This is a genomic window from Agromyces sp. NPDC029043, from assembly GCF_055564615.1.
The window spans coordinates 204,824-230,474 of the sequence record NZ_JBVHVX010000006.1 but is presented as its reverse complement, the minus strand read 5'-3'; the positions used below and the strand labels follow the sequence as shown (position 1 = coordinate 230,474).

Annotated in this window: 19 protein-coding genes; 6 read left to right on the top strand and 13 right to left on the bottom strand. The window is 71.1% G+C overall.

Annotated elements, in window-relative coordinates; all coding sequences use genetic code 11:
* Positions 1–137: 137 nt before the first annotated feature.
* The 9 genes from ACZ4TW_RS10545 to ACZ4TW_RS10505 form a co-directional block, all read right to left on the bottom strand.
* Positions 138–1,946, bottom strand: a complete 1,809-nt coding sequence (locus tag ACZ4TW_RS10545) for an ABC transporter ATP-binding protein (RefSeq protein ID WP_465542665.1) — start codon at positions 1,944–1,946, stop codon at positions 138–140.
* Entirely contained in the window at positions 1,943–3,793 is a 1,851-nt protein-coding gene (locus ACZ4TW_RS10540; RefSeq protein WP_465542673.1) for an ABC transporter ATP-binding protein, read from the bottom strand. The genes ACZ4TW_RS10545 and ACZ4TW_RS10540 overlap by 4 nt, the downstream gene beginning before the upstream one ends.
* Positions 3,794–4,291: 498 nt before the next feature.
* On the bottom strand, positions 4,292–5,548 hold the full coding sequence (ddaH, locus tag ACZ4TW_RS10535) for a dimethylargininase (RefSeq protein WP_465542664.1): 1,257 nt from the start codon (positions 5,546–5,548) through the stop codon (positions 4,292–4,294).
* A gap of 74 nt (positions 5,549–5,622) precedes the next feature.
* A complete protein-coding gene (locus ACZ4TW_RS10530) occupies positions 5,623–6,720 on the bottom strand; it encodes a Glu/Leu/Phe/Val dehydrogenase dimerization domain-containing protein (RefSeq protein WP_465542663.1) in 1,098 nt (365 codons plus the stop codon).
* A 99-nt stretch (positions 6,721–6,819) separates the two neighbouring features.
* A complete protein-coding gene (gene purH, locus ACZ4TW_RS10525; RefSeq protein ID WP_465542662.1) occupies positions 6,820–8,430 on the bottom strand; it encodes a bifunctional phosphoribosylaminoimidazolecarboxamide formyltransferase/IMP cyclohydrolase in 1,611 nt (536 codons plus the stop codon).
* Positions 8,427–9,017: a phosphoribosylglycinamide formyltransferase gene (gene purN / locus ACZ4TW_RS10520; protein WP_465542661.1), complete on the bottom strand. Its 591-nt coding sequence runs from the start codon at positions 9,015–9,017 to the stop codon at positions 8,427–8,429. Before purN ends, purH begins: the two co-directional genes overlap by 4 nt.
* Positions 9,018–9,092: 75 nt before the next feature.
* On the bottom strand, positions 9,093–10,472 hold the full coding sequence (locus tag ACZ4TW_RS10515) for a cell division protein PerM (RefSeq protein WP_465542660.1): 1,380 nt from the start codon (positions 10,470–10,472) through the stop codon (positions 9,093–9,095).
* Between the two features lie 29 nt (positions 10,473–10,501).
* Complete coding sequence (locus tag ACZ4TW_RS10510; RefSeq protein ID WP_465542659.1) at positions 10,502–12,016, bottom strand: hypothetical protein; 1,515 nt, start codon at positions 12,014–12,016, stop codon at positions 10,502–10,504.
* A gap of 95 nt (positions 12,017–12,111) precedes the next feature.
* Complete coding sequence (locus ACZ4TW_RS10505; protein WP_465542658.1) at positions 12,112–12,666, bottom strand: hypothetical protein; 555 nt, start codon at positions 12,664–12,666, stop codon at positions 12,112–12,114.
* A 291-nt stretch (positions 12,667–12,957) separates the two neighbouring features.
* Between ACZ4TW_RS10505 and ACZ4TW_RS10500 the strand changes: the two genes are divergently transcribed.
* The 4 genes from ACZ4TW_RS10500 to ACZ4TW_RS10485 all read left to right on the top strand — a co-directional run bounded on the left by ACZ4TW_RS10500 (position 12,958) and on the right by ACZ4TW_RS10485 (position 18,566).
* A complete protein-coding gene (locus ACZ4TW_RS10500; RefSeq protein ID WP_465542657.1) occupies positions 12,958–14,181 on the top strand; it encodes a hypothetical protein in 1,224 nt (407 codons plus the stop codon).
* Positions 14,163–14,408, top strand: a complete 246-nt coding sequence (locus ACZ4TW_RS10495; RefSeq protein ID WP_465542656.1) for a hypothetical protein — start codon at positions 14,163–14,165, stop codon at positions 14,406–14,408. The genes ACZ4TW_RS10500 and ACZ4TW_RS10495 overlap by 19 nt, the downstream gene beginning before the upstream one ends.
* Positions 14,409–14,856: 448 nt before the next feature.
* The gene (locus tag ACZ4TW_RS10490) at positions 14,857–16,650 is read left to right on the top strand and encodes a hemagglutinin (protein ID WP_465542655.1); all 1,794 of its coding nucleotides are present in this window, start codon (positions 14,857–14,859) and stop codon (positions 16,648–16,650) included.
* 488 nt (positions 16,651–17,138) lie between these two features.
* Positions 17,139–18,566, top strand: coding sequence for a SpaA isopeptide-forming pilin-related protein (locus ACZ4TW_RS10485; RefSeq protein WP_465542654.1), 1,428 nt, complete (start codon positions 17,139–17,141; stop codon positions 18,564–18,566).
* 86 nt (positions 18,567–18,652) lie between these two features.
* On the opposite strand, the gene sucD is transcribed toward ACZ4TW_RS10485, so the two are convergent.
* On the bottom strand, positions 18,653–19,561 hold the full coding sequence (sucD, locus tag ACZ4TW_RS10480) for a succinate--CoA ligase subunit alpha (protein ID WP_465542653.1): 909 nt from the start codon (positions 19,559–19,561) through the stop codon (positions 18,653–18,655).
* Positions 19,562–19,577: 16 nt separating this feature from the next.
* Complete coding sequence (sucC, locus tag ACZ4TW_RS10475; protein WP_465542652.1) at positions 19,578–20,741, bottom strand: ADP-forming succinate--CoA ligase subunit beta; 1,164 nt, start codon at positions 20,739–20,741, stop codon at positions 19,578–19,580.
* Between the two features lie 234 nt (positions 20,742–20,975).
* Between sucC and ACZ4TW_RS10470 the strand changes: the two genes are divergently transcribed.
* Entirely contained in the window at positions 20,976–21,698 is a 723-nt protein-coding gene (locus ACZ4TW_RS10470) for a VIT1/CCC1 transporter family protein (protein ID WP_465542651.1), read from the top strand.
* Between the two features lie 11 nt (positions 21,699–21,709).
* On the top strand, positions 21,710–22,570 hold the full coding sequence (locus ACZ4TW_RS10465) for a DUF72 domain-containing protein (RefSeq protein WP_465542650.1): 861 nt from the start codon (positions 21,710–21,712) through the stop codon (positions 22,568–22,570).
* A 7-nt stretch (positions 22,571–22,577) separates the two neighbouring features.
* On the opposite strand, the gene ACZ4TW_RS10460 is transcribed toward ACZ4TW_RS10465, so the two are convergent.
* The gene (locus tag ACZ4TW_RS10460; protein WP_465542649.1) at positions 22,578–23,129 is read right to left on the bottom strand and encodes an NUDIX domain-containing protein; all 552 of its coding nucleotides are present in this window, start codon (positions 23,127–23,129) and stop codon (positions 22,578–22,580) included.
* Entirely contained in the window at positions 23,126–25,642 is a 2,517-nt protein-coding gene (locus tag ACZ4TW_RS10455; RefSeq protein ID WP_465542648.1) for an ATP-dependent helicase, read from the bottom strand. The genes ACZ4TW_RS10460 and ACZ4TW_RS10455 overlap by 4 nt, the downstream gene beginning before the upstream one ends.
* Between the last annotated feature and the right edge of the window lie 9 nt (positions 25,643–25,651).

Genomic DNA, 25,651 nt, shown 5'->3' with positions numbered 1-25,651 from the left:
GGGGAGGGGGGAGGCAAGGGGGGACACCACGGGCGTTGGCAACAATCCGCCCCCCCCCCCCTTTTGTTTCCCCCCCCGGGTCTGGGGGGGGGGGGGGGGGGGGGTGCCCCCCCCCCCCCCCCCCCCCCCCTCGCCGCCTACACGAGCGAGTCGCGCCAGGCCGCGTGCAACGCCGCGAACCGGCCCGTGCCGCCGATGAGGTCGGCGGGCGCGCCGTCCTCGACGATGCGGCCGTGCTCCATGACCAGCACCCGGTCGGCGATCGCGACCGTCGACAGGCGGTGCGCGATGATCACCGCCGTGCGATCGGCCAGCAGCGTCTGCAGGCCCTCCTGGACCATCCGCTCGCTCGGGATGTCGAGGGAGCTCGTCGCCTCGTCGAGGATCAGCACCGCGGGATCGGCGAGGAACGCGCGTGCGAACGAGATGAGCTGCCGCTGCCCCGCCGAGACGCGCCCGCCGCGCTTGTTCACGTCGGTGTCGTACCCGTTCGGCAGGCCCCCGATGAACTCGTGCGCGCCGACCGCCTTCGCCGCCGCGACGATCTCGTCGGGCGTCGCGTCGGGCTTGCCGAGCGCGATGTTGTCGGCGACCGAACCCGAGAAGAGGTACGCCTCCTGCGTGACCATCACGATCGCGCGGCGCAGGTCCTTCGGGTGCATCCGGCGCAGGTCGACCCCGTCGAGCTCGACGACGCCGTCGCTCGGGTCGTAGAACCGGGAGATGAGCTTCGCGAGCGTCGACTTGCCGGCGCCCGTCGAGCCGACGAGCGCGACCGTCTGCCCGGCCGGGATCTCGAGGTCGAACCGCGGCAGCACCACGCGGTCCCGCGTGTACGCGAACTCGACGCCCTCGAACCGCACGCGACCGTCGGCCGACCACAGGTCGACCGGGTCGGTCGGGTCGGGCACGCTCGGCTGCTCCTCGAGCACGCCCGAGATCTTCTCGAGCGCCGAGGCCGCCGACTGGTAGGAGTTGTAGAACATCGCGAGCTCCTCCATCGGGTCGAAGAAGCGCTTGGTGTACAGCACCGCCGCGAGCAGCACGCCCACCTCGAGGCCGCCGTCGACCACCCGGAAGCCGCCCACCAGCAGCACGACCGCGACGGCGATGTTGCCGATGAGCGCGAGCGACGGGTTGTAGATCGCGAACAGGCCGAGCACGCGCGCGTTCACCTCGCGGTACTCCTCGGTGAGCTCGCCGAACCGGCGCTCGTTGCGCGCCTCGGTGCGGAACGCCTGCACCGCGCGGATCCCGGTCATCGTCTCGACGAACTGCACGATGAGGCTGGCGCTCGCGACGCGCGACCGGCGGAAGAGCCGCTGCGAGCGCACCTGGAACCACCGCGTGAGCAGCGCGAGCGGGAGCATGGCCGCGACGAGCACGAGCCCCGAGACCCAGTCGAGCCACACGAGCGCGATCGCCGTGAACACCATGTAGAGCACGCCGCGCACGAGCTGGTTGATGCCCTCGTCGAGCAGTTCCCGGATCGCGTCGAGGTCGCTCGTCTGCCGCGAGATGATGCGGCCCGAGGTGTACGACTCGTGGAACTCGAGGGAGAGCTTCTGCGTGTGCAGGAACACCCGCGTGCGCAGGTCGATGAGCACGGCCTGGCTGATCCGCGCGGCCAGCCGGATGTACCACGCGATCAGGAACGCGCCGACGGCGCCGGTCGCGAGGTACGCGAGGCCGGCGAGCGCGACGGGCATCCACTCCTGGCGCATGAGGGCCGGGAGACCCTGGTCGATGCCGTACGCGATGAGCGCGGGGCCCGCGACCTGCGCGCCCGTCGACACCACGACGATCGCCATCGTGAGCCACAGTTGCGCGCGCAGCGGGTGCAGCAGCGACCCGAGCAGGCGCAGGCTGCGGCCGCGCAGCTGACGCGACTCGGCCCTGGTGTACTCGTGGCGCTCCTCGCCCTGGACGCCGTCGACGGTGCTCATCGGATCGCCTCCTCTCGTGCGATGTCCTCCGGTGGCCGGGACGCGTCCGTTGCAGCCGGACGCGTCTCGAGACGCTCGTCGTCGTCGATCAGGTCGGATGCCTCGGCCTGCGCGCGACGCTCCTCGTCGACGAGGCTCGAGATCACGTAGCGGTAGTGGTCGGACTCGCGCAGCAGCTCGGAGTGGGTGCCGACCGCGGTGACGCGCCCGTCCTCGAGGAGGGCCACGCGGTCGGCGAGCATGACCGTCGACGGCCGGTGCGCGACGATCAGCGCGGTCGTGCCGGCCAGGACCCGCCGCAGCTCGGCCTCGACCTTCGCCTCGGTCGCCACGTCGAGCGCCGAGAGGGGGTCGTCGAGCACGAGCACCGCGGGTTCGGCCGCGACCGCGCGCGCGAGCGCGAGCCGCTGGCGCTGGCCGCCCGAGAGGCTCATGCCCTCCTCGCCGACCTTCGTGTCGACGCCGTCGGGCAGCCCGTACACGAACCCGGCCTGCGCGATGCGCAGCGCATCGCGGAGGACGCGTTCGGCCTCGGCCGCGACGTGCGGGTCGGATGCCGCCGCGCCGGCCAGCTCGGGACGGCCGAGCAGCACGTTCTCGCGCACCGACGCCGAGAACAGCGTCGCGTCCTCGAAGGCCATCGCGAGGTGGCGGCGGAGCTCCTCGCGCGTGAGCGCGCGCACGTCGACGCCGTCGAGCGTCACCGAGCCCGACGTGACGTCGTAGAGCCTCGTCGCGAGCGCGGTCATCGTGGTCTTGCCCGAGCCCGTGAGGCCGACGAGCGCCATCGTCTCGCCCGGCTCCAGCACGAGGTCGACGCCGTCGAGCAGGTCGGCCTGCCGCTCGGGCGAGTCCTGGTACCGGAAGTGCACGTCCGTGAAGGCCAGCTCGCCCCGCGGGCGCTCGATCGACGCCGGACGTTCGGGATCGGTGATCGTGTTCTCGCTGTCGAGGATGTCGAAGAAGCGATCGGTCGCCGTGCGCGCGTCGAGCGAGAAGGCGAGGAGGAACCCGATCGACTCGATCGGCCAGGCGAGCACCGCGGCGGTGGCGAAGAACGCGACGAGCTGGCCCACGGTGAGCTCGCCCTGCGATGCGAGCCAGACGCCGAGCACGAGGCAGATCGCGAGCGCGACCGCGGGGACGACGAGGATCCACACCCAGATGCTGGCGTCGAGGCGCGCCTTCTCCATCTCGGTCGAGCGCAGCTGCTCGGCGCGCTCACGGAAGGAGCTGAGCGCGTGCTTGCCACGGCCGAAGGCCTTCAGCACGCGGATGCCGTGCACCGACTCCTCGACCGCGGTCGCGAGGTCGCCCGACTGGTCCTGGCTTCGCCGGGACACCTCGGAGTACCGGCCCTCGAAGCGGTAGCCGACGATCCAGAGCGGCACCGAGCACGCCAGGAAGACGAGGCCGAGCACCCAGCTCATCGAGATGAGGATGATCGCGCCGGCGACGAGCACGAGCAGGTTGCCGACCAGCAGCACAAGCCCGAACGCCAGCCATCGGCGGATGAGCCCGAGGTCGGTCACGGCGCGCGAGAGCAGCTGGCCGCTCGGCCAGCGGTCGTGGAAGCTCACGGGCAGGTCCTGCAGCTTGCGGTAGAGCGCGTTGCGCATGCGGGCCTCGACGCGCGTGGTGGGCGTGAGCACGAGCCAGCGGCGCAACGCGAACATCGCGGCCTCGCCGGCGCCCAGCGCGAGCACGAGCAGCGAGAGCGGCACGACCGCCGCGCGATCGCCGTCGGCGAGCGGGCCGTCGACGACCTGTTCGAGCACCTGCGGAATCGCGAGGGCGATGAGCTGGGCGACCAGGTACGCCGCCGTGCTGGCGACGATCGCCGGCATCGCCGGGCCGACGTACTCGCGCAGGCGCAGCAGGGAGCGCACCGTGCCGGTGCGCTGCGCGTGAGGAGGGTGGGAGTGGTGGGTGGCGGTCACGCCGGTTCCTTCCGGGAAGCGCGACGGGTCGCGTCGATGCGGACCTCGTCGAGAGAACGCGAGAGCGTCGCGCGCGATCCCGCGCGCGAATGGGACGGGACGGTGGAGTCCCTCGGAAACGGCCGGCTTCCCGCCGGCAGGACGGTGTCGGGAGCTAGCCGGCGACGACCGTGGCGGAGGCGGCGACGTGCGTGCGGACGAGCGGACCGAACGCCGCGACCGTGCGGGCGGGGTAGTCGGTGGTCAGCATGTCGTCCTCCTGCGTCGTCGTCACGAACCTCGGGCCTCCCGGATGGTTCCCCGAGCGGCCAGCCCTTCAGAGTATGGGTTCGCCGATGTTGCGCGCAAGACCCGATCGTGCGCGACCCCGCATCGGGCGCACCCGAGCCTGCGTGCGGACGGCGCTCAGCGCACGCGCACCGACAGGCAGGTGACGCATCCCTCGAGCTTCTCGAACTCGCTGATGTCGACGGTCACGACCCGGTAGCCGAGTCCCGAGAGCAGCTCGGCCGTGCGCGGCGCCGAGGCCGACATCAGCAGCGTGTCATCCGAGAGCACGACGACGGCGACGCCCTCGGGCTCGGGCACGGGCAGGAAGCGCGGGAACAGCGTCGTGGTCTCGAGGAGGTCGGGATCGCCGATCACGGTGCCGTCGGGCAGCGCGGTCACGACGCTCTTCAGGTGCAGGGTCCTCGTGACGGGCACGGCGACGACCGTGTAGCCGCGGGGCACCAGGATGGCGCGGAGCTGGCGGATGCCCTCGGCGTTCGTGCGCGTCGACGCGCCGACGTAGACGACGTCGCCGACCTTGAGTACGTCGCCGCCGTCGAGCGTGCCGGGCGCGGTGATCTGCGCGACCGAGAGGCCCGGCATCGCGCGGACCGCGCGCTCGACGGCGTCGATCTCGGGCTTGCGCGAATCGGCTCCGGGATTGGCCAGCACGGCGAGGTCGCGGAAAAACACCACGGTGTCCTCGATGAACACCGAGTCGGGCAGGTCGGGGGCCGCGTCGACCTCGACGGTGTCCCATCCCTCGGCGACCAGCGCGGCGCAGTAGTCGTCCCACTGCTCGTCGGCCTTCGCCTGGTCGACCGGACGTCGCTCGATGTGGGTCAGCTCGCCCTCGTCGAGGTTCGACGCGGGGATCCGCACGAGGGCGACATGGCGCGCGACCGACGACGGGCGATGGCGGAGCACCGCGCGCGCGACGCGGCGGGCGAGGAACACCTCGGCGAGGACCGCCGCGATGATGAACACCAGGTTGACGCCGAGGAGCGTGCCGAGCAGCAGCGAGAAGACCTCGGCCGTGATGGCGAGCCCCGACGACAGCACGTTCGCGCTCGCGGCCAGCATCGTCGCGAGCACCGCCGAGGTCAGGCCGACCAGGAGCGCCAGGAACCAGGCGCGCAGCGCTCCGGCGGCGTTCCCGACGCACAGGAGGGCCCACAGCACGACCGCCGCGAGCGAGAAGTACGGCACGGCCTGGCCGAGGACGGCGGGGCTCTGCCCCTGCCCGACGAACGCCGCGAGGACGCCGGCTGCGAACGCGACCAGGGCCACCACGGCGGCCGACGCGAGCGCCGCGAACGACCGTCGGGCCACCGACGCCTGCGCGTGCGTTCGGTCGGGGACGGCCGGGGGACGTGTCGCGGGGGGCGTCATGGGCACGAGCCTATCGGCCCGGCCGGGCCCGGTCGGACGGCGCCGGACCCGCCCCGGCGCCGTCGGACCGCGGGTCAGCGCGCGGCGTCCAGGCGGGTGCGAGCGAGGCGCTCGGCGGCCTCGAGCGTCGTGATGCCCGCGGCGTCGGCGTCGCGCAGCACGGCGCCGGCGACGTCGCCGATGCCGGCGATCCGGTGGTCGAGCTCCTCCTGGCCGATGCCGGGCGCGGAGGCGAGGTCGAGGTAGACGACGCCGCCCGCGTTCACCACGAAGTCGGGCGCCCAGACGATCCCGCGCTGACGCAGCATCCGGGCGACGTCGCGGTGGGCGAGCTGGTTGTTCGCGGCGCCGACGACGGCGCGCACCCGCAGCTCGTCGACGACCTCGGGGGTGAGCACGCCGCCCAGGCCGCAGGGCACGAACACGTCGGCCTCGACGCGATGCGCGTCGGCGGGCGCGACCCAGGTGGCGCCGAGCTCGTCGGCGAGCTCGCGCTTGGCGTCCGCGACATCCGTCACCGTGAGACGGGCGCCGCCGGCGGCGAGCGCCCGCGCGAGGCGACCGCCGACCTGGCCGAGGCCGGCGACCACGAAGTGGCGCCCGGCGACGTCGCGCGAGCCGTACACGTGGTCGAGTGTCGCGAGGATGCCCGCGTGCACGCCGGCCGCCGTGGCATCCGCCGGCTCGCCCACGCCGCCCTGCTCGGCGGGCAGGCCGCACACGTGCCGGGTCCGCTCGTGCACCACGGCCATGAGCTCAGCGCTCGTGCCGACGTCTTCAGCGGTCATGTACGCACCGCCGAGCGACTCGACGGCGTCGCCGAGGTCGAGCATCGCGTCGTGGCGGCGCGCCTCGTCGAGCGTCTCGCCCGCGGGGATGCAGACGACCGACTTGCCGCCGCCGCGCGCGAGGCCCGCGGCCGCGTTCTTCAGCGTCATCGCCTGCGAGAGGCGCAGCGCGTCGGCGAGCGCGTCGGTCCAGTGCTCGTACTGCCAGACGCGGGCGCCGCCGAGGGCCTGGCCGAGCGCGGTGCTGTGCACCGCGACGATGATCGTGAGCCCGGAGCGGGGACCTCGCGTGATGAGCACGCGTTCGTGGTCTGGCGCGTCGACGGGCAGTGCGGCGTGGACCTCGTGGGCAGGGGCGGGGACGGGGGCGTCCATGATCGTCATCGATCGTTCTCCTTGTTCGTCGCCTTGTGGGCGCGGCGGTGCGGACGCTTCGTGGGCGCCCTCACCTCAAGGGTACTGCGACCTCGACGGTGGAGCGGGCTAGTGGAAGAAGTGGCGCTCGCCCGTGAAGTACATGGTGACGCCCGCGGCCGTCGCCGCCGCGACGACCTCCTCGTCGCGCACCGACCCGCCGGGCTGCACGACGGCCTTCACGCCCGCGTCGAGCAGGATCTGCAGGCCGTCGGCGAACGGGAAGAAGGCGTCGGATGCCGCGACCGAGCCCGCCGCCCGGTCGCCGGCGCGCTCGACGGCCAGCTTGCAGGAGTCGACGCGGTTGACCTGCCCCATGCCGACGCCGACCGACGCGCCGTCTGCCGCCAGCAGGATCGCGTTGGACTTCACGGCCCGGCAGGCCCGCCACGCGAACTCGAGGTCGGCGAGCGTCGCGTCGTCGGCGGGCCCGCCCGCGGCGAGGGTCCACTCGGTTGCGGGGGCGAACGACCGGTCGGCCTGCTGCAGGAGCAGGCCGCCGGAGACCTGCCGGATCTCGGTGATCGGCGGCGTGAAGCCCTCGGGCAGGCGCAGCAGGCGGATGTTCTTCTTCTGCGTGAGCACGTCGACGGCCTCGGGCTCGAACCCGGGCGCGACGAGCACCTCGGTGAAGATGCCGGCGACGGTCTCGGCCATCTCGCGGGTCACCGTGCGGTTGGCGGCGATCACGCCGCCGAACGCCGAGACGGGGTCGCACTCGTGGGCGCGACGGTGCGCGTCGGCGATCGGGTCGGCGGCGCCTGCTGCCGCGACGGCGATGCCGCACGGGTTGGCGTGCTTGATGATCGCCACGGCCGGCGCGTCGAAGTCGTACGCGGCCCGCACCGCGGCATCCGCGTCGACGTAGTTGTTGTACGACATCTCCTTGCCGTGCAGTTGCTCGGCCTGGGCGATGCCGGGCCGGCCGCCGACGGCGGAGTAGCGCGCGGCCTTCTGGTGCGAGTTCTCGCCGTACCGCAGGTCGGCATCCTTGGTCCAGGCGGCGCCGACCCAGGCCGGGAAGGGGGACTCCTCGACCGCCTGGTCAGGGGCGACGACGCTGCCGATCCAGGAGGCGACCGCGATGTCGTAGGTCGCAGTGTGGCGGAACGCCTCGCGCGCGAGGTCGCGGCGCTGGGCGAGCGTCGTGCCGCCGGCGCGCACCGACGAGACCACTTCGTCGTAGCGGTCGGGCGAGACGACGACGGCGACGTTGGCGTGGTTCTTCGCCGACGCGCGCACCATCGCCGGGCCGCCGATGTCGATCTGCTCGACCACCGCGTCGGGCGCGGCGCCCGAGGCGACCGTCTCGACGAACGGGTAGAGGTTCACGACCACGAGCTCGAACGGCTTGATGGCGAGCCCGGCGAGCTCGCGCTCGTGGTGCTCGAGCCGCAGGTCGGCGAGCAGGCCGGAGTGCACCCCGGGATGCAGCGTGCGGACGCGGCCGTCGAGGTGCTCGGGGTAGCCGGTGACGTCGGCGACCTGCGTGACCGGGAGGCCGGCGTCGGCGATCGCCTTCGAGGTGCCGCCGGTCGACACGATCTCGACGCCGGCATCGACGAGCGCCGCGGCGAGCTCGACGAGACCGGTCTTGTCGCTCACGGCGATGAGCGCGCGGCGCACGGGCACGACGTCGCGGTCGCGGTAGAGGCTCGGGTCGATGCCGGGGCCGCTCATGGTCGGAGCTCCTTCAGGTCGAGGTGCGAGTTCGCGATGTCGAGGACCGCCTGGATGAGCAGGCGCCGCTCGACGGGCTTGATGCGGTCGTGGAGGGTGGTCTCGGTGTCGCCGGGCAGCACGGGCACGCGTTCCTGCGCGATGATCGGCCCGCCGTCGACGGAGTTGTCGACGACGATGAGGCTCGCGCCGGTCTCGGTGACGCCGGCGGCGATCGCGTCGCGCACGCCGTGCGCGCCCGGGAACTCGGGCAGGTACGCGGGGTGCGTGTTGACGAGGTGCGGGCTGAACGCGTCGACGACCGAGGGCGGGACGAGCCGCATGAGACCGGACAGGATGACCAGGTCGGGCTCCCATCGCCGCACCTGCTCGATGAGGGCCTCGCCCCACTCCTCGCGGGACTCGTAGGCGGTGAACGGCACCGTGAACGCGGGGATACCGAACGCCTCGCCGAGCGCGAGCCCCTCGGCCTCGCGGTCGGCGCCGATCGCGACCACCCGGGCGGGGAACTCGGCGTCCTCCGACGCCTCGAGGAGCGCGCGGAGATTCGATCCCGTGCCCGAGATCAGCACGACGAGCTTCAGCACCCTACGAGGGTACCGGGCGCGCAGGCGAGCGGATGACACGAGGTCGGCCGCTCGTGCGAGCGCGACCGCCGCGCCTCAGCGGGAGCGGCTCCCGCGGACCAGGCCGTCGAGCGGCTCGGTCTCGTCGGAGGGGCTCGCGGCCGCGGACGGCACGGGAGACGGCGGCGTCGGCGTCGAGGGCGGCGCAGGATCCGCTGCCGCGGGCGGCGACCGGCGCTCCCGCTCGGAAACCGGTCCGCGGGCGTGCCTGGCGCGCGAGCGCGCCGCGAACGCCCCGGCGACCGCGCCGACGGCCACGCTGGCCGCCGCCGAGGCCGCGACGAGGAGGGCGTCAGGACCCACCTCTTCGAGCCGGCCCGGCCCGGCGGCACCGGACGACGCCGCGGCGAGTGCACCGAGCAGGGCTCCGGCGACCGCGCCCGCCCCGAGGCCGACGGCAAGCGTCGCCCACCACGGTTCGTCGCGGCGCTCGGGCACCGACCTCGCGACGAGGACGGCGCCGCCGAACCCGAGCAGCACCGGCAACGCGAGCCACAGCACCCCGAGCGGTGCGCCCTCGGCGGGCACGGCGCCGAGCAGCGGGAGCCCCGGAACCGGACCGACGAGCGTCACGCTCGGCGACACCGTCGTGCCCGCACCGAGCGCGAAGCCCGGGCCGAGCAGCCATGCCGCGGCCCACACCACCAGATTCGGCAGGAGGGCGAGCTCGGCCAGCGTGATCGCGATCCCGCCGTCGACGCCGGCGGCGAGCGCCTGGTGAAGTCCGACGATCGTCGGGTACTCGATCACGATGCGCAACGTCACGAGCACCGCGGCGACGGCGATGACGCCGAGGGCCGAGCCGAACCCGATGCGCAGGACGGATCGGATGCCGGCACGGCCCACGGGCGGCACGACGTCGACGGCCCGGCGCACCGCGCCGGTCGCGGCATCCGTCGCCCAGCCGCCGTTCGCGAACGCGACCGCGACGCCGACGACGACGCCCGCCGACATGACGAGGGCGGGCAGCACCGCCCCCTGCCAGACCACCGGCTGGGCCAGCTCCGTCGCGGCCGCCACGGCCAGTGCGGCGCCGATCAGGCCCGTGACCAGGACCGCCGAGACGGCCCCGACGATGGGGGTGCCGCTCGCCGAGGCCCGGCGGCCGATCCGCACGCCGAACGCGAACGTGAGCAGCGAGAACCCGAGCAGCGCGATCGTGATCGCGAACGGCGCGTCGGCACCGGCGATGCCGAGCCCGGCCGCCGTGACCTCGTCGAGATGCACGTCGAGGTCGACCCCGTGGCCGAGCAGCCACGCGTCGGCGGCCGCGCGGAAGAACACGTCGAGCGGTGCCGCGAGGCCGAAGTGGGTCGCCCACAGCACCATGAGCGGCACGAGGGCGATGCCGTACCCGACGAGCGCGGAGACGGTGGCCTCGAGCGCAGCCAGCAGGGCGATGGTCGTGCGTTGCATCGCACTCGACCTTACGCCCCGCCCGCGAGTCAGCCGGCAGGACGTGCGGAGTCGACGCGACGCAGCGCCTCGTCGACCTCGGCGGTCGACGCGCCGGTGGTCCCGGCCGCGGTCGTGCCTCCGGCGGTCGTTCCGGCGGCGGCGCCGACGCCGCCCGCTCCGGCCGTCGTACTCGGTAGACCTTCGTCCTCAACGACCTCGACGGTGGCGGCGGCGTGCGGGCGGCGGAGCAGCTCCACGAGCAGCACCGCGACGAGCGCGAGCACGACCGTCCACACCACGGTCGACACCGCGAGCGGACGGGAGGCGAGCAGCACGAGCGCCGCGATCACGGCGATCGCCGCGTACACGGCCACCCGGTACCGGTCGAGCGCCTCGCCGAACCGGCCGGTCGTGATGCCGTGCGCCTCGGCGCTGCGGCGCACCGCGCCGAACCCGTCGTCGGCGAAGCCCCGCACGGCCCGCGCCGGGCGCCACGGGCCCGACAGCCAGGCGATGAGCGCGACCGCAATCGAAAGCACGACGAACGCGGCAGTCGTCGAGACCATGAGCTCGGTCAGCCCGTCGTAGAGCGACTCGGCGGTCCCCGCGGGCATGATCGAGGGACTCACGGTGCCGACGAAGAACAGTCGCGCGGTGCCGAAACCGGCCAGGGTGACGAGCATGGTGAAGGCGAGGCCGCCGGCGGTCCAGACGAGCGCGCGGCTTCGGCTCTTCGCGACGAGCACTCCGGCGATCAGCAGGGCGAGCACCACGAACGGCAGCCAGGTGCCGACCGCGACCGCGAGGGTGTACACGGTCTGGACGAGCACGAGCGAGTCGGCCTGCGCGATGACCACGCTCTTCTCGATCACGGGGATCGCCGACGCGAAGCCGACGCCCCGCTCCTCGAGCCGCTCCTTCACGGCCTCGATGACCGGGCCAAGCTGCACGCTGAGCGCGCCCTCCGGGCCGATCGCGAGTGCGGCGTCGGGATCGCCCTGGAGCGCCGCGGTGAACTGCCGGTGGCTCGCGCGGAGTGCCGCCGCCCACACGTCGGCGAAGGCGTCGGAGGTCACGACCCGGTCGACCGCGGTGCCCACGAGGCGGCTGAGGCCCTCGGCGGCCGGGCCCTCGAGCAGGCCGAGCGCGTCCTCGGCGCGCGGCGGCAGGTCGAGGCTGCGGATGCCGTCGAACACGTCCTTGGTGAGGGCGGGGATGTCGACCTCGTCCTCGATGGCGACCGTCACCTGGTCGGCGATGTACGACTGCACGTCGGGGTCCTCGGCGAGCGGGGCGAAGGTCGCGACGAACCGGTCGGTGTCGACGAGCTGCAGTCGCGCCCACGCGCTCACGAGCGCGACCGGCGCGAGCAGGAGGCCGATGATCACCAGCGCGACGGCCGCGACGGTGCGGCCGCGATGGCGCTTGGGTCGAGGGGCGGCGGCGGATGTCGCGGAGCCGGCGACCGCGCCATCCGTCGACGCCCGGAGGCTCGCGTTCTCGGCCTCGAGGGCGGCGATGCGGGCGCGGAGCTGTTCGTCGGTGCTGATCGGATCGGTCATGGCGCGCACTCCCCCGTCGACGGACGCCTTCGCTGCCGACGATATCGGCGCACGCTCCGGGCGGGGGGACGATGGTCCCGCGGCGGCGCCGCGGCTCAGTGCACGAACGCCTTCAGGAGGATCATCGCGACGCCGAAGCCCGCGGTGCCGAGCGAACCGAGCACCTGCATCAGGAGGCTCGCGCCGCGTCTGCGGAAGGCGATGAAGCCGAGCACGGCGAGCACCCCCACGCAGACCCAGAGGGCGGTCCAGAGGGCGATCGAGTCGGGCACGGCGCGCGTGGCGCCGAGCAGGAGGATGAACGACGGGATCAGCGCGGCGACGAGCATGCCGAGCGAGCGGCGGAAGGCGTGGCGGAAGGCTTCCCCCAGGCCGACCATGCGGTGGTCGTCCATGCCGTGCGACGCCACCGTCCCCGCGTACAGGTGCGCGGCCCAGAAGACGATGACCGTGGTCGTCACCGTCCAGAAGGTGGTCCACGAGCTGTCGCCGTGGCCGCCGGCGACGACGATCATGCCCGAGACCAGGATGACGCCGTAGACCGACTCCTCGGTGACGAAGCTCGCGCGCAGGACGTGGACCGCGCCACGCTTGGGCGTCGGCTGCGCACGGGCCGCCTCGGTCTGCTCGGCGCGTGCGCGGTCGGTCATGGCACCATGCTGCGCTCTCGACGTTCCTCTCGCAACGTAAACCCCTAGTTCGAGGGATTCTCATCTTGTTTCGAGCGGCGCAGAATGCCTCCGACGCCCCACGAACGACGAGGCCAACCCGAGCATTCACCCGATGCGACCGCACCACGACCAGCCGACAGGCAGGTCAGGCGAAGCCCGAGTCGTCACCCGAGTCATCGTCGCCGCGAGGGTGCGGAGATGGAGTACCCAACATGTTGAAGCGATGGGTCGCGGCTGCCGCGGCCGGCGCGCTCGCCTTCGCGGGCGCTCGTGGTCGCGACGTCCGCCGCGGCGGACGGTGCGACCGACGAGTGTCAGGCTGAAGGATTCGACTTCGGCGTCAAGCTCGACACGGGCGAGGACGGCACCTACGTCTACCCCGATCCCGCCGACGAGTGGGAGGGATCCGGGATCACCAGCCTGACGATCACGATCTTCGACGACTCGAAGTCGTTCTCCTGGTCGAACGCCGTTCCGCCGGTCGCCGCGTTCCTGGTCAAGGCCGGGCAGGACGTCACGCAACTGAGCGGCGGTTCGAGCGGGACCCACGAGAACGTGGACACGCAGGACATCAGCCACATCACCGCCTGCTACTACGAGGGCGTGGAGTCGCTCGACGTCTCGAAGACCGTCGACACGTCGTTCGACCGCCGGCACGACTGGAGCCTCGACAAGTCCGTGGACAAGACCGAGGTGCTCTACGCGCCCGGCGGAGGCGGGTCGCAGACGGGCGAGGTCAACTGGACGGTCGACGTGACCTACGACGGCTACACGGATTCCGGCCACACCGTCTCCGGAACGGTGACCGTCCTCAACGACGGCACCCTGCCGGCCACCGTGACCGACCTCGTCGACACGCTCACGATCGAGGGTGTCGGCGGCCTCATCGCACTCGACTGCGGGACCGTGGTGTTCCCCGTGACCCTCGCCATCGGCGACAGCTTCGACTGCACGTACTCCGAGGCCGTCACCGGTCAGGTCAGCGGCTCTAACAAGGCCGTCGCGACGACGGAGTCGGGCGGGACGTACGAGTCCGACGACGTCCCGATCGTCTGGGGCGACCCGGCGACCGTGACCGACGAGACCGTGAAGGTGACCGACATCAGCGATCTCTTCGGGACGCAGGAGAAGTCCTTCACGGCACCGAACGGCGACTCGCTCGAGTACTCCGACACCTTCTCGTGGGACGACTACGGCGCCGAGGACTGCGGCGACCACGTCTACAACAACACTGCGACGCTGACCTCGGACGACAGCGGGGAGCTGGCGAGCGACGGCGAGTCGGTCACGGTGAGGGTGCAGTGTCTCGTGTTCCAGGGCGAGACCGCATGGGCCGCCAACGACGGGCCGGGCACGATCCGCTACAACCTCCGAGGCGGCAACCGGGCGACCTACGTGGTCGCGCTCCCGGCGGGGACACGTACGACGTGTACGCCGGCCAGACCACGCTCGTCGGCACCGCGACCATCTCGGCCGTGGTCGGCGGGCAGGTGACGGTCACGATCGACCTGCTCCCAGGGTTCGACTACGCCGACAACGGCGCGAACCTGATGATCCAGGGCTACTCGACCGCGCCATCCGGCAACCCGTCACCCGGCCTGTTCGCCAGCAAGGTCACCTGCACGACCGACCCGTGCAGCTCGGGACCCATTCCGGCAGCGAACTACTACGGCATCCACCTGAATGTCGGAACGTTCATCCCGGACCCGAATTTCCCTTGACCTGATCCGGCTGGGCCGTGAAAGGGCGACCTCAGCCAAGGGCTCAACACAGAGGGTCCTGCCGGCATCGCCGGCGGGACCCGCTTGTGCGCGACGACACCGCCCACGAGCATGCGATGACACCCGATCTGGGTACATGAGCGATTCTCGATAACAGTTCCGGAGTCGCCTGGACGGGAGTAACCTGCGGAACGGCGTGAGACCCACTACGGCGCGATGAACGCCCGGAGACGTCCTTACCCCCGTCACCGGACGCGCCTACGACGGACGCCCGAGTCCGCCCACCGCCCGCAGAGGAACGTCCGGGCCGCCCGGACCGGACGAAACTGCGAACCGGGAGGCGATGATGCCCCTGACAACCCCACCCCGCACGCCCGAGCTCTCCATACGGAGACGACGGCGTGGGCTTGCTGCAGTGGCAGCAGGCTGTCTCACTCTTGCCACGATCATGGTCGCGGGCCCGGCGCTCGCGGACCACTCCCCCTTCAACATCGACGGCATCGTGCCGGATGACGACACCGGCGACCCGATTCCGGACCCGTTCGGAAACGTGAAGGAGCTCGGACCACTCAACTCCAACACCACGAAGATTGGCGTCATCCACAGCGACGCCTTGCCCACTCTCGGCGAGACCAACCCGAACTCCCAGGTCGACCTGCGTCAAGCCTGGCTGGACACCGCGAAGGACGCCGCCGGGGACGACTGGCTGTACTTCGCCTGGGAGCGGGACAAGAGCACCGGTAGTGGATTCATCGCGTACGAGTTCATGCAGGATCCTGCGCCTGATGTTTGCGACTACTCGAAGACCAACGCCCAGTTGATCGCCGACTGCAACCCGTGGGCGAACCGCCAGGCCGGTGACTTCATGATCCTCTGGGACCAGCAGGGTGGCAGTCTCGACCTGTTCCTCCGCGAGTGGAGCGGCACCGCACCGAACCTCACCCTGGGCCCGGCGCTCGATCTGGACGAAACGGTCTCTCATGCCGCGTACAGCTCAGATGGGTTCCGTGGTGAAGCCACCCTCAACCTCACGGCGACCATCTTCGACGGGTCGACAGAGTGCCTTACTTTCGCCAACACCATTCCGAGCACCGTGACCGGCAACTCCGACACTGCCGATTACAAGGACACGATCCTCGGTGACCCACCGGCGATCAGCAACTGCAGTTCGTCCACGGTGACCACACCCAAGGATGGTGAGGGCGCGGACATCCCCGATGGCGGTCTGTCGATCGGCACCGGCGTCGTGGCCGTGCAGGACTCTGCTGAGGTCAGCCTGACCGGGGGCACTGCCACTCCGGCGGGCTCGGTGGCGTTCTACCTCTGCAAGGTTGACGCGCCGGACCTCTGCGACGAGGACGGCACAAGTGTCGGCTCGACCGACCTCGCTGGTACGGAGTATCCAGTGACCGTGTCCTCGCCGACCGCCTACGTCACGTCTGCCGGCCGGTACTGCTGGCGAGCCGAGTTCAGCGGCGATTCCGAGAACGGTATCCCGGGGTCGAGCGACTCGACCGAGACCGAGTGCTTCGAGGTGAACCCGGTGACCCCGGACCTGGCGACCACCGCCGGTGCGGATGTTCTTCTCGGCGATGAGGTGACGGACTCCGCCACGCTGGATGGGACCGCAACCCAACCTGCCGACCCGGTCATCAACCTGGACGGCACTGCTGGGGCCGCGGCTGGAGGCACGATCACCTTCACGCTGTACGGACCGGATGATTGCGAGACGGTCGCGTTCACGTCGGATCCGGTGGACGTCAGCGGTGACGGCACCTACGACTCGCCTGCGTTCGCGCCCACCGCTCCCGGCACGTATCACTGGGTCGCCGAGTACAGCGGGAACCTGCCGAACACTGAGGGCACCACTCACAATGACGACTGCTCCGACGCGAACGAGGACGTGGTGGTCACCAGCGTGCCCTCGTCGCTCACGAGCGCGCAGGACTGGGTGCCGAACGACTCGGTGACGGTATCGGCCTCTGCGGGTGGCGCCCTGGCGGGCACCGTCTCGTTCGATCTGTACGCGAGCATCGACTGCACCGGTGACGCGATCTACAGCACGACGGCACAGGTTGCCGGCGCCTCGCCGCAGACCGTGTCCACGGCCAACACCACTCCGGTGACGGCATCCGGGTCGTTCTCGTGGAAGGTGAGCTATGACAGCACCAACCCGGCCCAGGAGGACATCGCGGCCAGCTGTGACGAGACGTCGGTGCTAACCATCGACAATGACGGCTGACCGTGGGCCACAACGGCAGCGGCGAGTGATCGAAAGGAAACGCCTGTGATCGGGGGAAGGCAACTGCTCGATCGCACATGACAGTGAAGGCCCCGCCGGCACCGCCGACGGGGCCTTCACCTCGGCGCTGAAGGGGTTCGACTTACGACGGCCGACCTGCACGCCTGGAGGGTGTGGTCGTGAGCGCGCCCCTGCCGAGAGAACCGACCCCCATCACCCTGAGGATGGTCTCGACCTCCAGGTCGGGACATCCTGTCGTGTACCCCGATCTGGGTACATGAGTAATGCTCATGCAGTGTTCCGGCGCTGCGGCGACCGGAGTAACGTGCGGAACGGCGTGAGACCACTACGGCGCGATGCACGCCCGGAGACGTCCTTACCCCCGTCCCGGACGCGCCGACGACGAGAGCCCGATCCCGCCACGTCGCCCCGCAGCGGAACGTCCGGCCCGCCCGGACCGGACGAGACTGCGAACCCGGGAGGCGAAGATGCCCCTGACAACCCGACCCCGCACGCCCGAGCAGCGGATCGCATTCCGCAGGCGATGTCTGCGCGCAGCAGCGCTGACCGGCTTCGTCGCTCTGGGAGCCACCGCGCTCGTCGCGGGCCCCGCGATGGCGTCCCACCCCGAGGTGAGCCTGGCTGGCAGTGACTTCGAGATCGACACCGACGCGAACATCCAGCAAGACGACCCATCGCCGTCGATCGACTGGGAGACCGTTTCGTCGGCGCCGCTGTCGGACGAAGCCGACGCCGATGCGGGTGATCCCTACACGGTCAAGGCGGACGAGCCGACCGGGGCCAACGACGACTCGTTCGGACAAGGCACCAAGGAGGACACCGCAGTCCCGACCGTGGTCGACGGGAGCATTCCGCCGAACAAGAGCGATCTTCTCCGCTTCGGTCTGTACCTCGAGGAGAACGCGAACGGCCAGTTCCTGCACATGTTCTGGCACCGAGTCCAGGAGCCCTCGGGCACAACGAACATGGACTTCGAGTTCAACCAGTCCGACGAGTTGAGCGACAACGGGATCACGCCCGTTCGCTTGGCCGGCGACCTGCTCATCCAGTACGACCTGGCCCAAGGCGGCACGACGCCCGAACTCTTCCTCTCCGAGTGGGTGACGACGGGGAACAAGTCGCTGTGTGAGGCTGCGAACGCCACTCCATGCTGGGGTGACCGGATCAGCCTGAGCGATGCCAACCTCGCAACCGGCAGCATCAACGAATCCGCGATCCCGGCGGGTGAGTCCGATGGACTGGGCGATGTGTCACCGCGCACCTTCGGCGAAGCGACGGTCGACTTCGATGCCCTTGCCGGCACCGGCTGTGCCGCGTTCGGCAGTGCGTACCTGAAGAGTCGCTCCTCCGACTCGTTCACGTCGGCGCTGAAGGACTTCATCGCACCGGCACCGACCGGGTTCGACAACTGCGGTGCGCTCGTGGTCGACAAGACCATGAAGCACGCGGCCGGTGGTATCGGCGTGGACCAGCCGCAGGAGGGTGTGACCTTCACCGTGACCGGCGGCGGCCTCACGGAGCCTGAGGAAATCATCACGAACGCCGATGGGCGTGCGTGCCTGCCCAACATCAACGCGGGCGAGTACACCGTGACGGAAACCGAGCCCGAGAACTACGCCGTGACGTCCGACAATCCGCAGACCGCAACAGTGCTCGCTGAGAGCGCATGCGACGACGCGGAACCGACGGTCACGTTCACCAATGTGCCATTGACCGACGTCACCATCAGCGTCGATTCGCTCGTGCCCGGCGGCACCTTCTCGAGCATCGACTGCGACAACACGGCCGCGTCGCCTGATGTCGACGGCATCACCGATGAGGTGGACGATGTGGAGCTGCTGCTCGAAGACCTCGAGCCGGTCACACTGGTCTGCACCATCGTGATCGATCCGTGACATCCCAAGGAGAAATCACATCCTGAGACCGAAGGGCCCCGCCGGCGATCGCCGGACGGGGCCCTTCCCTGCGGTTCCGCGGAACGCTACGCGCCGAGCGCCTCGTACACCTCGCGCAGCAGGCGAGCCGTCTCGGACGGCGTCTTGCCGACCTTGACGCCGGCCGCCTCGAGGGCCTCCTTCTTGGCCTGCGCGGTGCCGGCCGAGCCGGACACGATCGCGCCGGCGTGGCCCATGGTCTTGCCCTCGGGCGCGGTGAAGCCCGCGACGTAGCCGACGACCGGCTTGGTCACGTTCGCCTTGATGAAGTCGGCCGCACGCTCCTCGGCGTCGCCGCCGATCTCGCCGATCATGACGATCGCCTTCGTCTCGGCGTCGGCCTCGAACGCGGCGAGCGCGTCGATGTGCGTGGTGCCGATGATGGGGTCGCCGCCGATGCCGATCGCGGTCGAGAAGCCGAGGTCGCGCAGCTCGTACATCATCTGGTACGTGAGCGTGCCCGACTTCGAGACGAGGCCGATCGGGCCCTTGCCGGTGATGTTCGCCGGGGTGATGCCGACGAGCGACTCACCGGGGCTGATGATGCCGGGGCAGTTCGGGCCGATGATGCGGGTCTTCTCGCCCTGCTCCTTGGCGTATGCCCAGAACTCGGCGGAGTCCTGCACGGGCACGCCCTCGGTGATGATGACGAGCAGCGGGATCTCGGCGTCGATGGCCTCGATCACGGCGTCCTTCGTGTAGGCCGGCGGCACGAACGCGATCGACACGTCGGCGCCGGTCTGCTCGATGGCCTCCTGCACGGTCGCGAAGACGGGCAGCTCGATCGGGTTGCCCTCCGTGTCCTTGTGCAGCACGGTGGTGCCGGCCTTGCGCGCGTTGACGCCGCCGACGACCTGGGTGCCCGCCGCGAGCATGCGCGCGGTGTGCTTGGAGCCCTCGCCGCCGGTGATGCCCTGGACGATGACCTTGGAGTCCTTGTTCAGAAAGATGGTCATTGCTCTCGAGTCCTAACTACGCGGCGGCCAGCTCGGCGGCCTTGTCGGCGCCCTGGTCCATGTTCTCGGCGAGGGTGACGAGCGGGTGCGCCGCCTCCTCGAGGATGCGGCGTCCCTCGACGACGTTGTTGCCGTCGAGGCGCACGACGAGCGGCTTGTTCGCGGCGTGGCCGAGCTCGGCGAGCGCGCCGACGATGCCCTTGGCGACCTGGTCGCACGCGGTGATGCCGCCGAAGACGTTGACGAACACCGACTTGACCTGCGGGTCGCCGAGGATGATCGAGAGGCCGTTGGCCATGACCTCGGCCGAGGCGCCGCCGCCGATGTCGAGGAAGTTGGCGGGCTTCACGCCGCCGTGGTTCTCGCCGGCGTAGGCCACGACGTCGAGCGTCGACATGACCAGGCCCGCGCCGTTGCCGATGATGCCGACCTCGCCGTCGAGCTTGACGTAGTTGAGGTCGAGCTCCTTGGCCTGCGCCTCGAGCGGGTCGGCCGCCGCCTTGTCCTCGAGCAGCGCGTGGCCGGCGTGGCGGAACTCGGCGTTCTCGTCGAGCGTGACCTTGCCGTCGAGCGCGATGATCTCGCCATCCTCCGAGAGGATCAGCGGGTTCACCTCGACGAGCGTCGCATCCTCGCTCGTGTACACGTCGTAGAGCTTCACGAACACGTCGGCGACCTTGTCGACCAGCTCGGCCGGGAAGTTCGCGGCCTGGGCGATCTCGCGCGCCTTGTCGGGGGTGATGCCGGTGCCCGGGTCGACGTCGATGCGGGCCAGGGCCTCGGGCTTCTCGACGGCGAGCTGCTCGATCTCCATCCCGCCCTCGACGCTGGTCAGCGACAGGTAGGAGCGGTTGGCGCGATCGAGGAGCACCGAGAAGTAGAACTCCTGCGCGATCTTCGCGCCGCCGGCGACCATGACGCGCTTGACGACGTGGCCCTTGATGTCGAGGCCCAGGATGTCGCGGGCCGCCGCCTCGGCCTCGTCGGGCGTCTTCGCGACCTTGACGCCGCCGGCCTTGCCGCGGCCGCCCGTCTTCACCTGGGCCTTCACCACGACGACCCCGCCGAGCTGCTCGGCGGCGGCGCGCACCGCCTCGGGGGTGTCGGCGACGATGCCCGGGAGCACCGGCACTCCGTACTTCTCGAAGAGGTCTCTCGCCTGGTACTCGTAAAGATCCACGCTCTGCTTCCAATCGTTCCGCGCGCCCGCGCGCAGGGATGGTGGGATGGGAGGCCCGGCTGTGAGAGTCTCGACGTCAAGATACCTCGATATCGAGATAAGTCGAACCGCGACCATGGTACCCCGCCGCCGACGGGCTCCCGAACCGGCGCCATCCACCGGAGGCCGTCTCGCCGGCTCAGGCAAGGCTCGCCATGCTGGCGAGCCGGCCGGTGCGGGTGCGAGACTGCCCGCATGACCGACGCCGCGGCCGAACCGGCCCACCGCACCGACCCCCACGACGGCAAGGTGCACGAGAAGCTCAACTGGCTGCGCGCGGGCGTGCTCGGGGCGAACGACGGGATCGTCTCGGTGGCCGCGCTCGTGGTCGGCGTCGCGGCGGCCACGACCGACGTGGGCGCCATCCTGGTCGCGGGCGTCGCGTCGGTCGCCGCCGGCGCGATCTCGATGGGCCTCGGCGAGTACGTGTCGGTGTCGAGCCAGCGCGACACCGAGCGCGCCCTCATCGCGAAGGAGACCGCCGAGCTCGAGACCATGCCGCAGCAGGAGCTCGCCGAGCTCGCCGAGATCTACCGCAACAAGGGCCTCTCCCCCGAGACCGCCGAGCGCGTCGCCGAGGAGCTCACCGCGCACGACGCGCTCGCCGCGCACCTCGAGGCCGAGCTGCACATCTCGCAGGAGGACGTCGTGAACCCGTGGCATGCCGCGTGGGCGTCGGCGGCCGCGTTCCTCATCGGCGCCGTCCTGCCGATGATCGCGATCCTGGTGCCGCCGCCGGAGTGGCGCATCGTGACGACGTTCGTCGCGGTGATCATCGCGCTCGCGATCACCGGATGGCTCTCGGCCTGGATCGGCGGAGCCCCCCGGGTGCGCGCGGTGACGCGCGTCGTGGTCGGCGGCGCGCTCGCACTCGCGGTCACCTGGATCATCGGCGCGCTCCTCGGCGGAGCGGTCTAGCGGGCGGCGTCGTGGCCGAGGCGCGCGTCGGCATCTCGGGCTGGCTCTACCGGCCCTGGCGCGGCGTGTTCTACCCGAAGGGCCTCCGCCAGGCCGACGAGCTCGCGTACGCCTCGGCGCGCATGACCTCGATCGAGGTCAACGGCTCGTTCTACTCGCTGCAGCGGCCCGCGAACTGGCACCGCTGGCGCGACGGAACGCCCGACGGGTTCGTGTTCGCCGTCAAGGGCCCGCGATTCGTCACGCACATCAAGCGCCTGCGCGACGTCGACGCACCGCTCGCGAACTTCTTCGCCTCCGGGGTGCTCGATCTCGGCGCGAAGCTCGGACCGGTGCTGTGGCAGCTGCCGCCCACACTCGCCTTCGACGCCGAGCTGCTCGACGCGTTCCTGGCGCGGCTGCCGAGGTCGAGAGCGGATGCCGCGGCGCTCGCCTCCCGCCATGACGAGCGGATGGAGGGACGCGCGTCCTTCGCGGCGGGCGCCGACGCGCCCATCCGGCACGCGTTCGAGGTGCGCCATCCGTCGTTCGAGGACGCCGTCGACGAATGGTCGGCACTGCTCGAGCGTCACGCCGCGGCATCCGTCACGGCCGACACCGCCGGGAAGTACCCCCGCATCGACCGCACCACAGCCGACTTCGCGTACGCGCGACTGCACGGCGAGGAGGAGCTCTACGCCTCGGGCTACGACGACGCGTCGCTCGACCGCTGGGCGGCATGGACCCGGGCGCACCTCGACGCCGGGCGCGACGCGTACCTCTACTTCGACAACGACATCAAGGTACGGGCGCCCTACGACGCGATGGGGCTGATCGCCCGGCTGCCGCTGCCGGCGGCGCTCGCGGGCGGCGTCGCGACCGACGCGGGCTGAGCGGGGATCAGCCGAGGCGCCCGAGCGCGAGCGCTGCGTACATGAGCGCCGCCACGGTCTCGCCGTCGCGGATCTCGCCGTGGCGCACCATCCGCATGACCTCGTTCCACGGCACCGTGCGGACGGCGCTGATGCCCTCCTCGGCCTGGTGGTGGTCGGGACGCGCCTCGGGCGTCGACTCGCGCAGGCCGGTGGCGAGGAACACGACCTCGGTGGCGCGGCAGACGCCGTTGAGCGCGTTCATGCGCCCGATCTCGCGCCATTGCGCGGCCTCGAAGCCGGTCTCCTCGAGCAGCTCGCGCTGTGCGGCGACGAGCGGGTCGTCGCCGTCGGCGCCGCCGGCGGGCACCTCGACGGACGCGCCGACGGTGTGCCGATCGAGGGTGACGAGCACCACCTCGTCATCGTCGGTGAGCGCGACCACGAAGACCGCGTCGTTGCGCAGCTCGACGACGCCGTAGATGCCGTCGCCGCCGTCGGGCCGGACCACCTGGTCTTCGGTCACCCGGATCCACGGGTTCTCGTACACGACGCGCTGCGCGCGGACCGGCCAGCTCACAGCTTCTCGATCGGCGCGATCTTGATGAGCAGCTTCTTCTGCCCCGCGGTGTCGAACGCGACGTGCGCGATGCGCTTCGTGCCCTCGCCGGTGACCTGGCGGACCGTGCCGTCGCCGAAGTCGACGTGGCGGATGCGGTCGCCGGCCTCGAGCGTGAGGTCGCCGTTGTCGCGCACGGTGCCCGTGACCCGGTTGGCCCATTCGGCCTTCGGGGCGGCCGACTTCGTGACGCTGAACCGCTCGAGGTCGCGGTCGCGCGTGCCCCAGGCGCCGCCGCCTCCGCCGCCCGCGCCGTAGCCGCCGCGGCGTGCGTTCAGCGCGCGCGGCTGGGTGCCGCCGCGGCTCGTGGCCGTGCCCGGCGACTGCTTCCAGTCGATGAGCTCGTCGGGGATCTCCTGCAGGTAGCGGCTCGGCATCGCGACCGAGACCTCGCCGAACTGCGCTCGGCTCATCGCGAGCGAGAGGTAGAGGCGCTTGCGGGCGCGCGTGATGCCGACGTAGAACAGTCGCCGCTCCTCGGCCGGGCCGCCCGGCTCGGACGCCGACATCTGATGCGGCAGCAGCCCCTCCTCGATGCCGGTGAGGAACACCGCGTGGTACTCGAGGCCCTTCGCGGTGTGCAGCGTCATGAGCGACACCGTGCCCGACGCGTCGTCGAGCTCGTCGGCCGCGGCCACGAGCGAGACCTGCGTGAGGAAGTCGACGAGCGAGGCGCCGGGGTTCTCGCGATCGAAGTCCTTGGTCTGCGCGAGGAGCTCCTCGACGTTCTCGGCGCGCGTCTCGTCTTGGGGGTCGCGGCTGTTGCGCAGGGTCTCGACGAGACCCGACCGGTCGAGCAGGAACGCGAGCACGTCGGACACCTTCGCGGCGCCCTCGTTCGTGCCCTCGGCGATGCCCCTCTGCGACGGCACGAGCATCGCTGCCGCCTCGTCGAGCAGGTTCGCGAGGTCGAGGATCGCCCTCGTGACCTTCGGACCGAGCCCGAGGCCGTCGGCCGACCGCATCGCCTGCCGGAACGACAGGTCGTTCTGCTCGCCGAAGCTCGCGATCGACGTCTCGGTGGCGGGGCCGATGCCGCGCTTCGGGGTGTTCAGGATGCGCCGGATGGCGAGCTCGTCGAGCGGGTTCGCGACCGCGATGAGGTACGCCATCGCATCCTTGATCTCTGCGCGCTCGTAGAACTTGGTGCCGCCGACCACGCGGTACGGCAGCGCCGACCGGACGAAGATCTCCTCGAGCGCACGGGTCTGCGCGTTGGTGCGGTAGAACACGGCGATGTCGCGGTAGGCGATGCCCGCGCGATGCAGCGCCTCGATCTCGTCGGCGACGAACTGGGCCTCATCGTGCGCCGAGTACCCGGTGTAGCCGGTGATCTTGTCGCCGTCCCCGTCGGCCGTCCAGAGCTTCTTCTCCTTGCGGTCGAAGTTGTTCGAGATGACCGCGTTGGCGGCGCTCAGGATGTTCTGCGTCGAGCGGTAGTTCTGCTCGAGGAGCACGACCTTCGCGCCCGGGAAGTCGCGCTCGAACTCGACGATGTTGCGGATGTCGGCGCCGCGGAACGCGTAGATGGACTGGTCGGAGTCGCCGACGACGGTGAGGCTCGCGCCGGGAATCGCGCCCGTGGCATCGGTCATGCCCCGCACCAGCACGCCGTGCGAGTCGAGCTCGGCGACGATCTCGGGTTCGACGGGGCGGGTCAGCTCGCGGATGAGGGCGTACTGCGCGTGGTTCGTGTCCTGGTACTCGTCGACGAGGATGTGCCGGAACCGCCGCTGGTACAGCGCCGCGACCTTGGGGAACGCCCGGAACAGGTAGACCGTCTCGCTGATGAGGTCGTCGAAGTCGAGCGCGCTCGCATCGCGCAGCCGGCGCGTGTACTGGCGGAAGATCTCGAGGAACATCACGTCGTTCGGATCGTTCATGTTGACGTTGCGTGCGTACGTCTCGACGTCGCTCAGCTCGTTCTTGAGCTTGGAGATCTTCGCCTGCGCGCTCGCGGGCGTGAAGCCGAGCGTGTCGGCGTCGAGCTCCTTGATGATGCGCTTCAGGATGGTGCGCTGGTCGGCCGAGTCGTAGATGGTGAACGTGCTCGACAACCCGAGCGCCTGCGCCTCGCGGCGGAGGATGCGCACGCACGCCGAGTGGAACGTCGAGATCCACATGCCGCCGGCCGCCTCGCCGAGCAGCGCCTCGACGCGCTCGCGCATGTCGGCCGCGGCCTTGTTCGTGAACGTGATCGCGAGGATCTGGCTCGGCCACGCCTCGCGCCCGTCGATGAGGCTCGCGATGCGGTGCGTGAGCACGCGGGTCTTGCCCGACCCGGCGCCCGCGACGATGAGCAGTGCGGGGCCGCGGTACTCGACCGCCTCGCGCTGCTGCGGGTTCAGCCCGGCCGTGAGCCGATCGGATGCCGCGTGGCCGGCGACTCCTCGCTCGCCTCCGCGCTCGTCGGGGGCCGCGACGGGCGCCTCGCGCCAGCCGGTGGGGTCGTCGGGGTCGAGGATCAGCGTCATGTCCCGTCA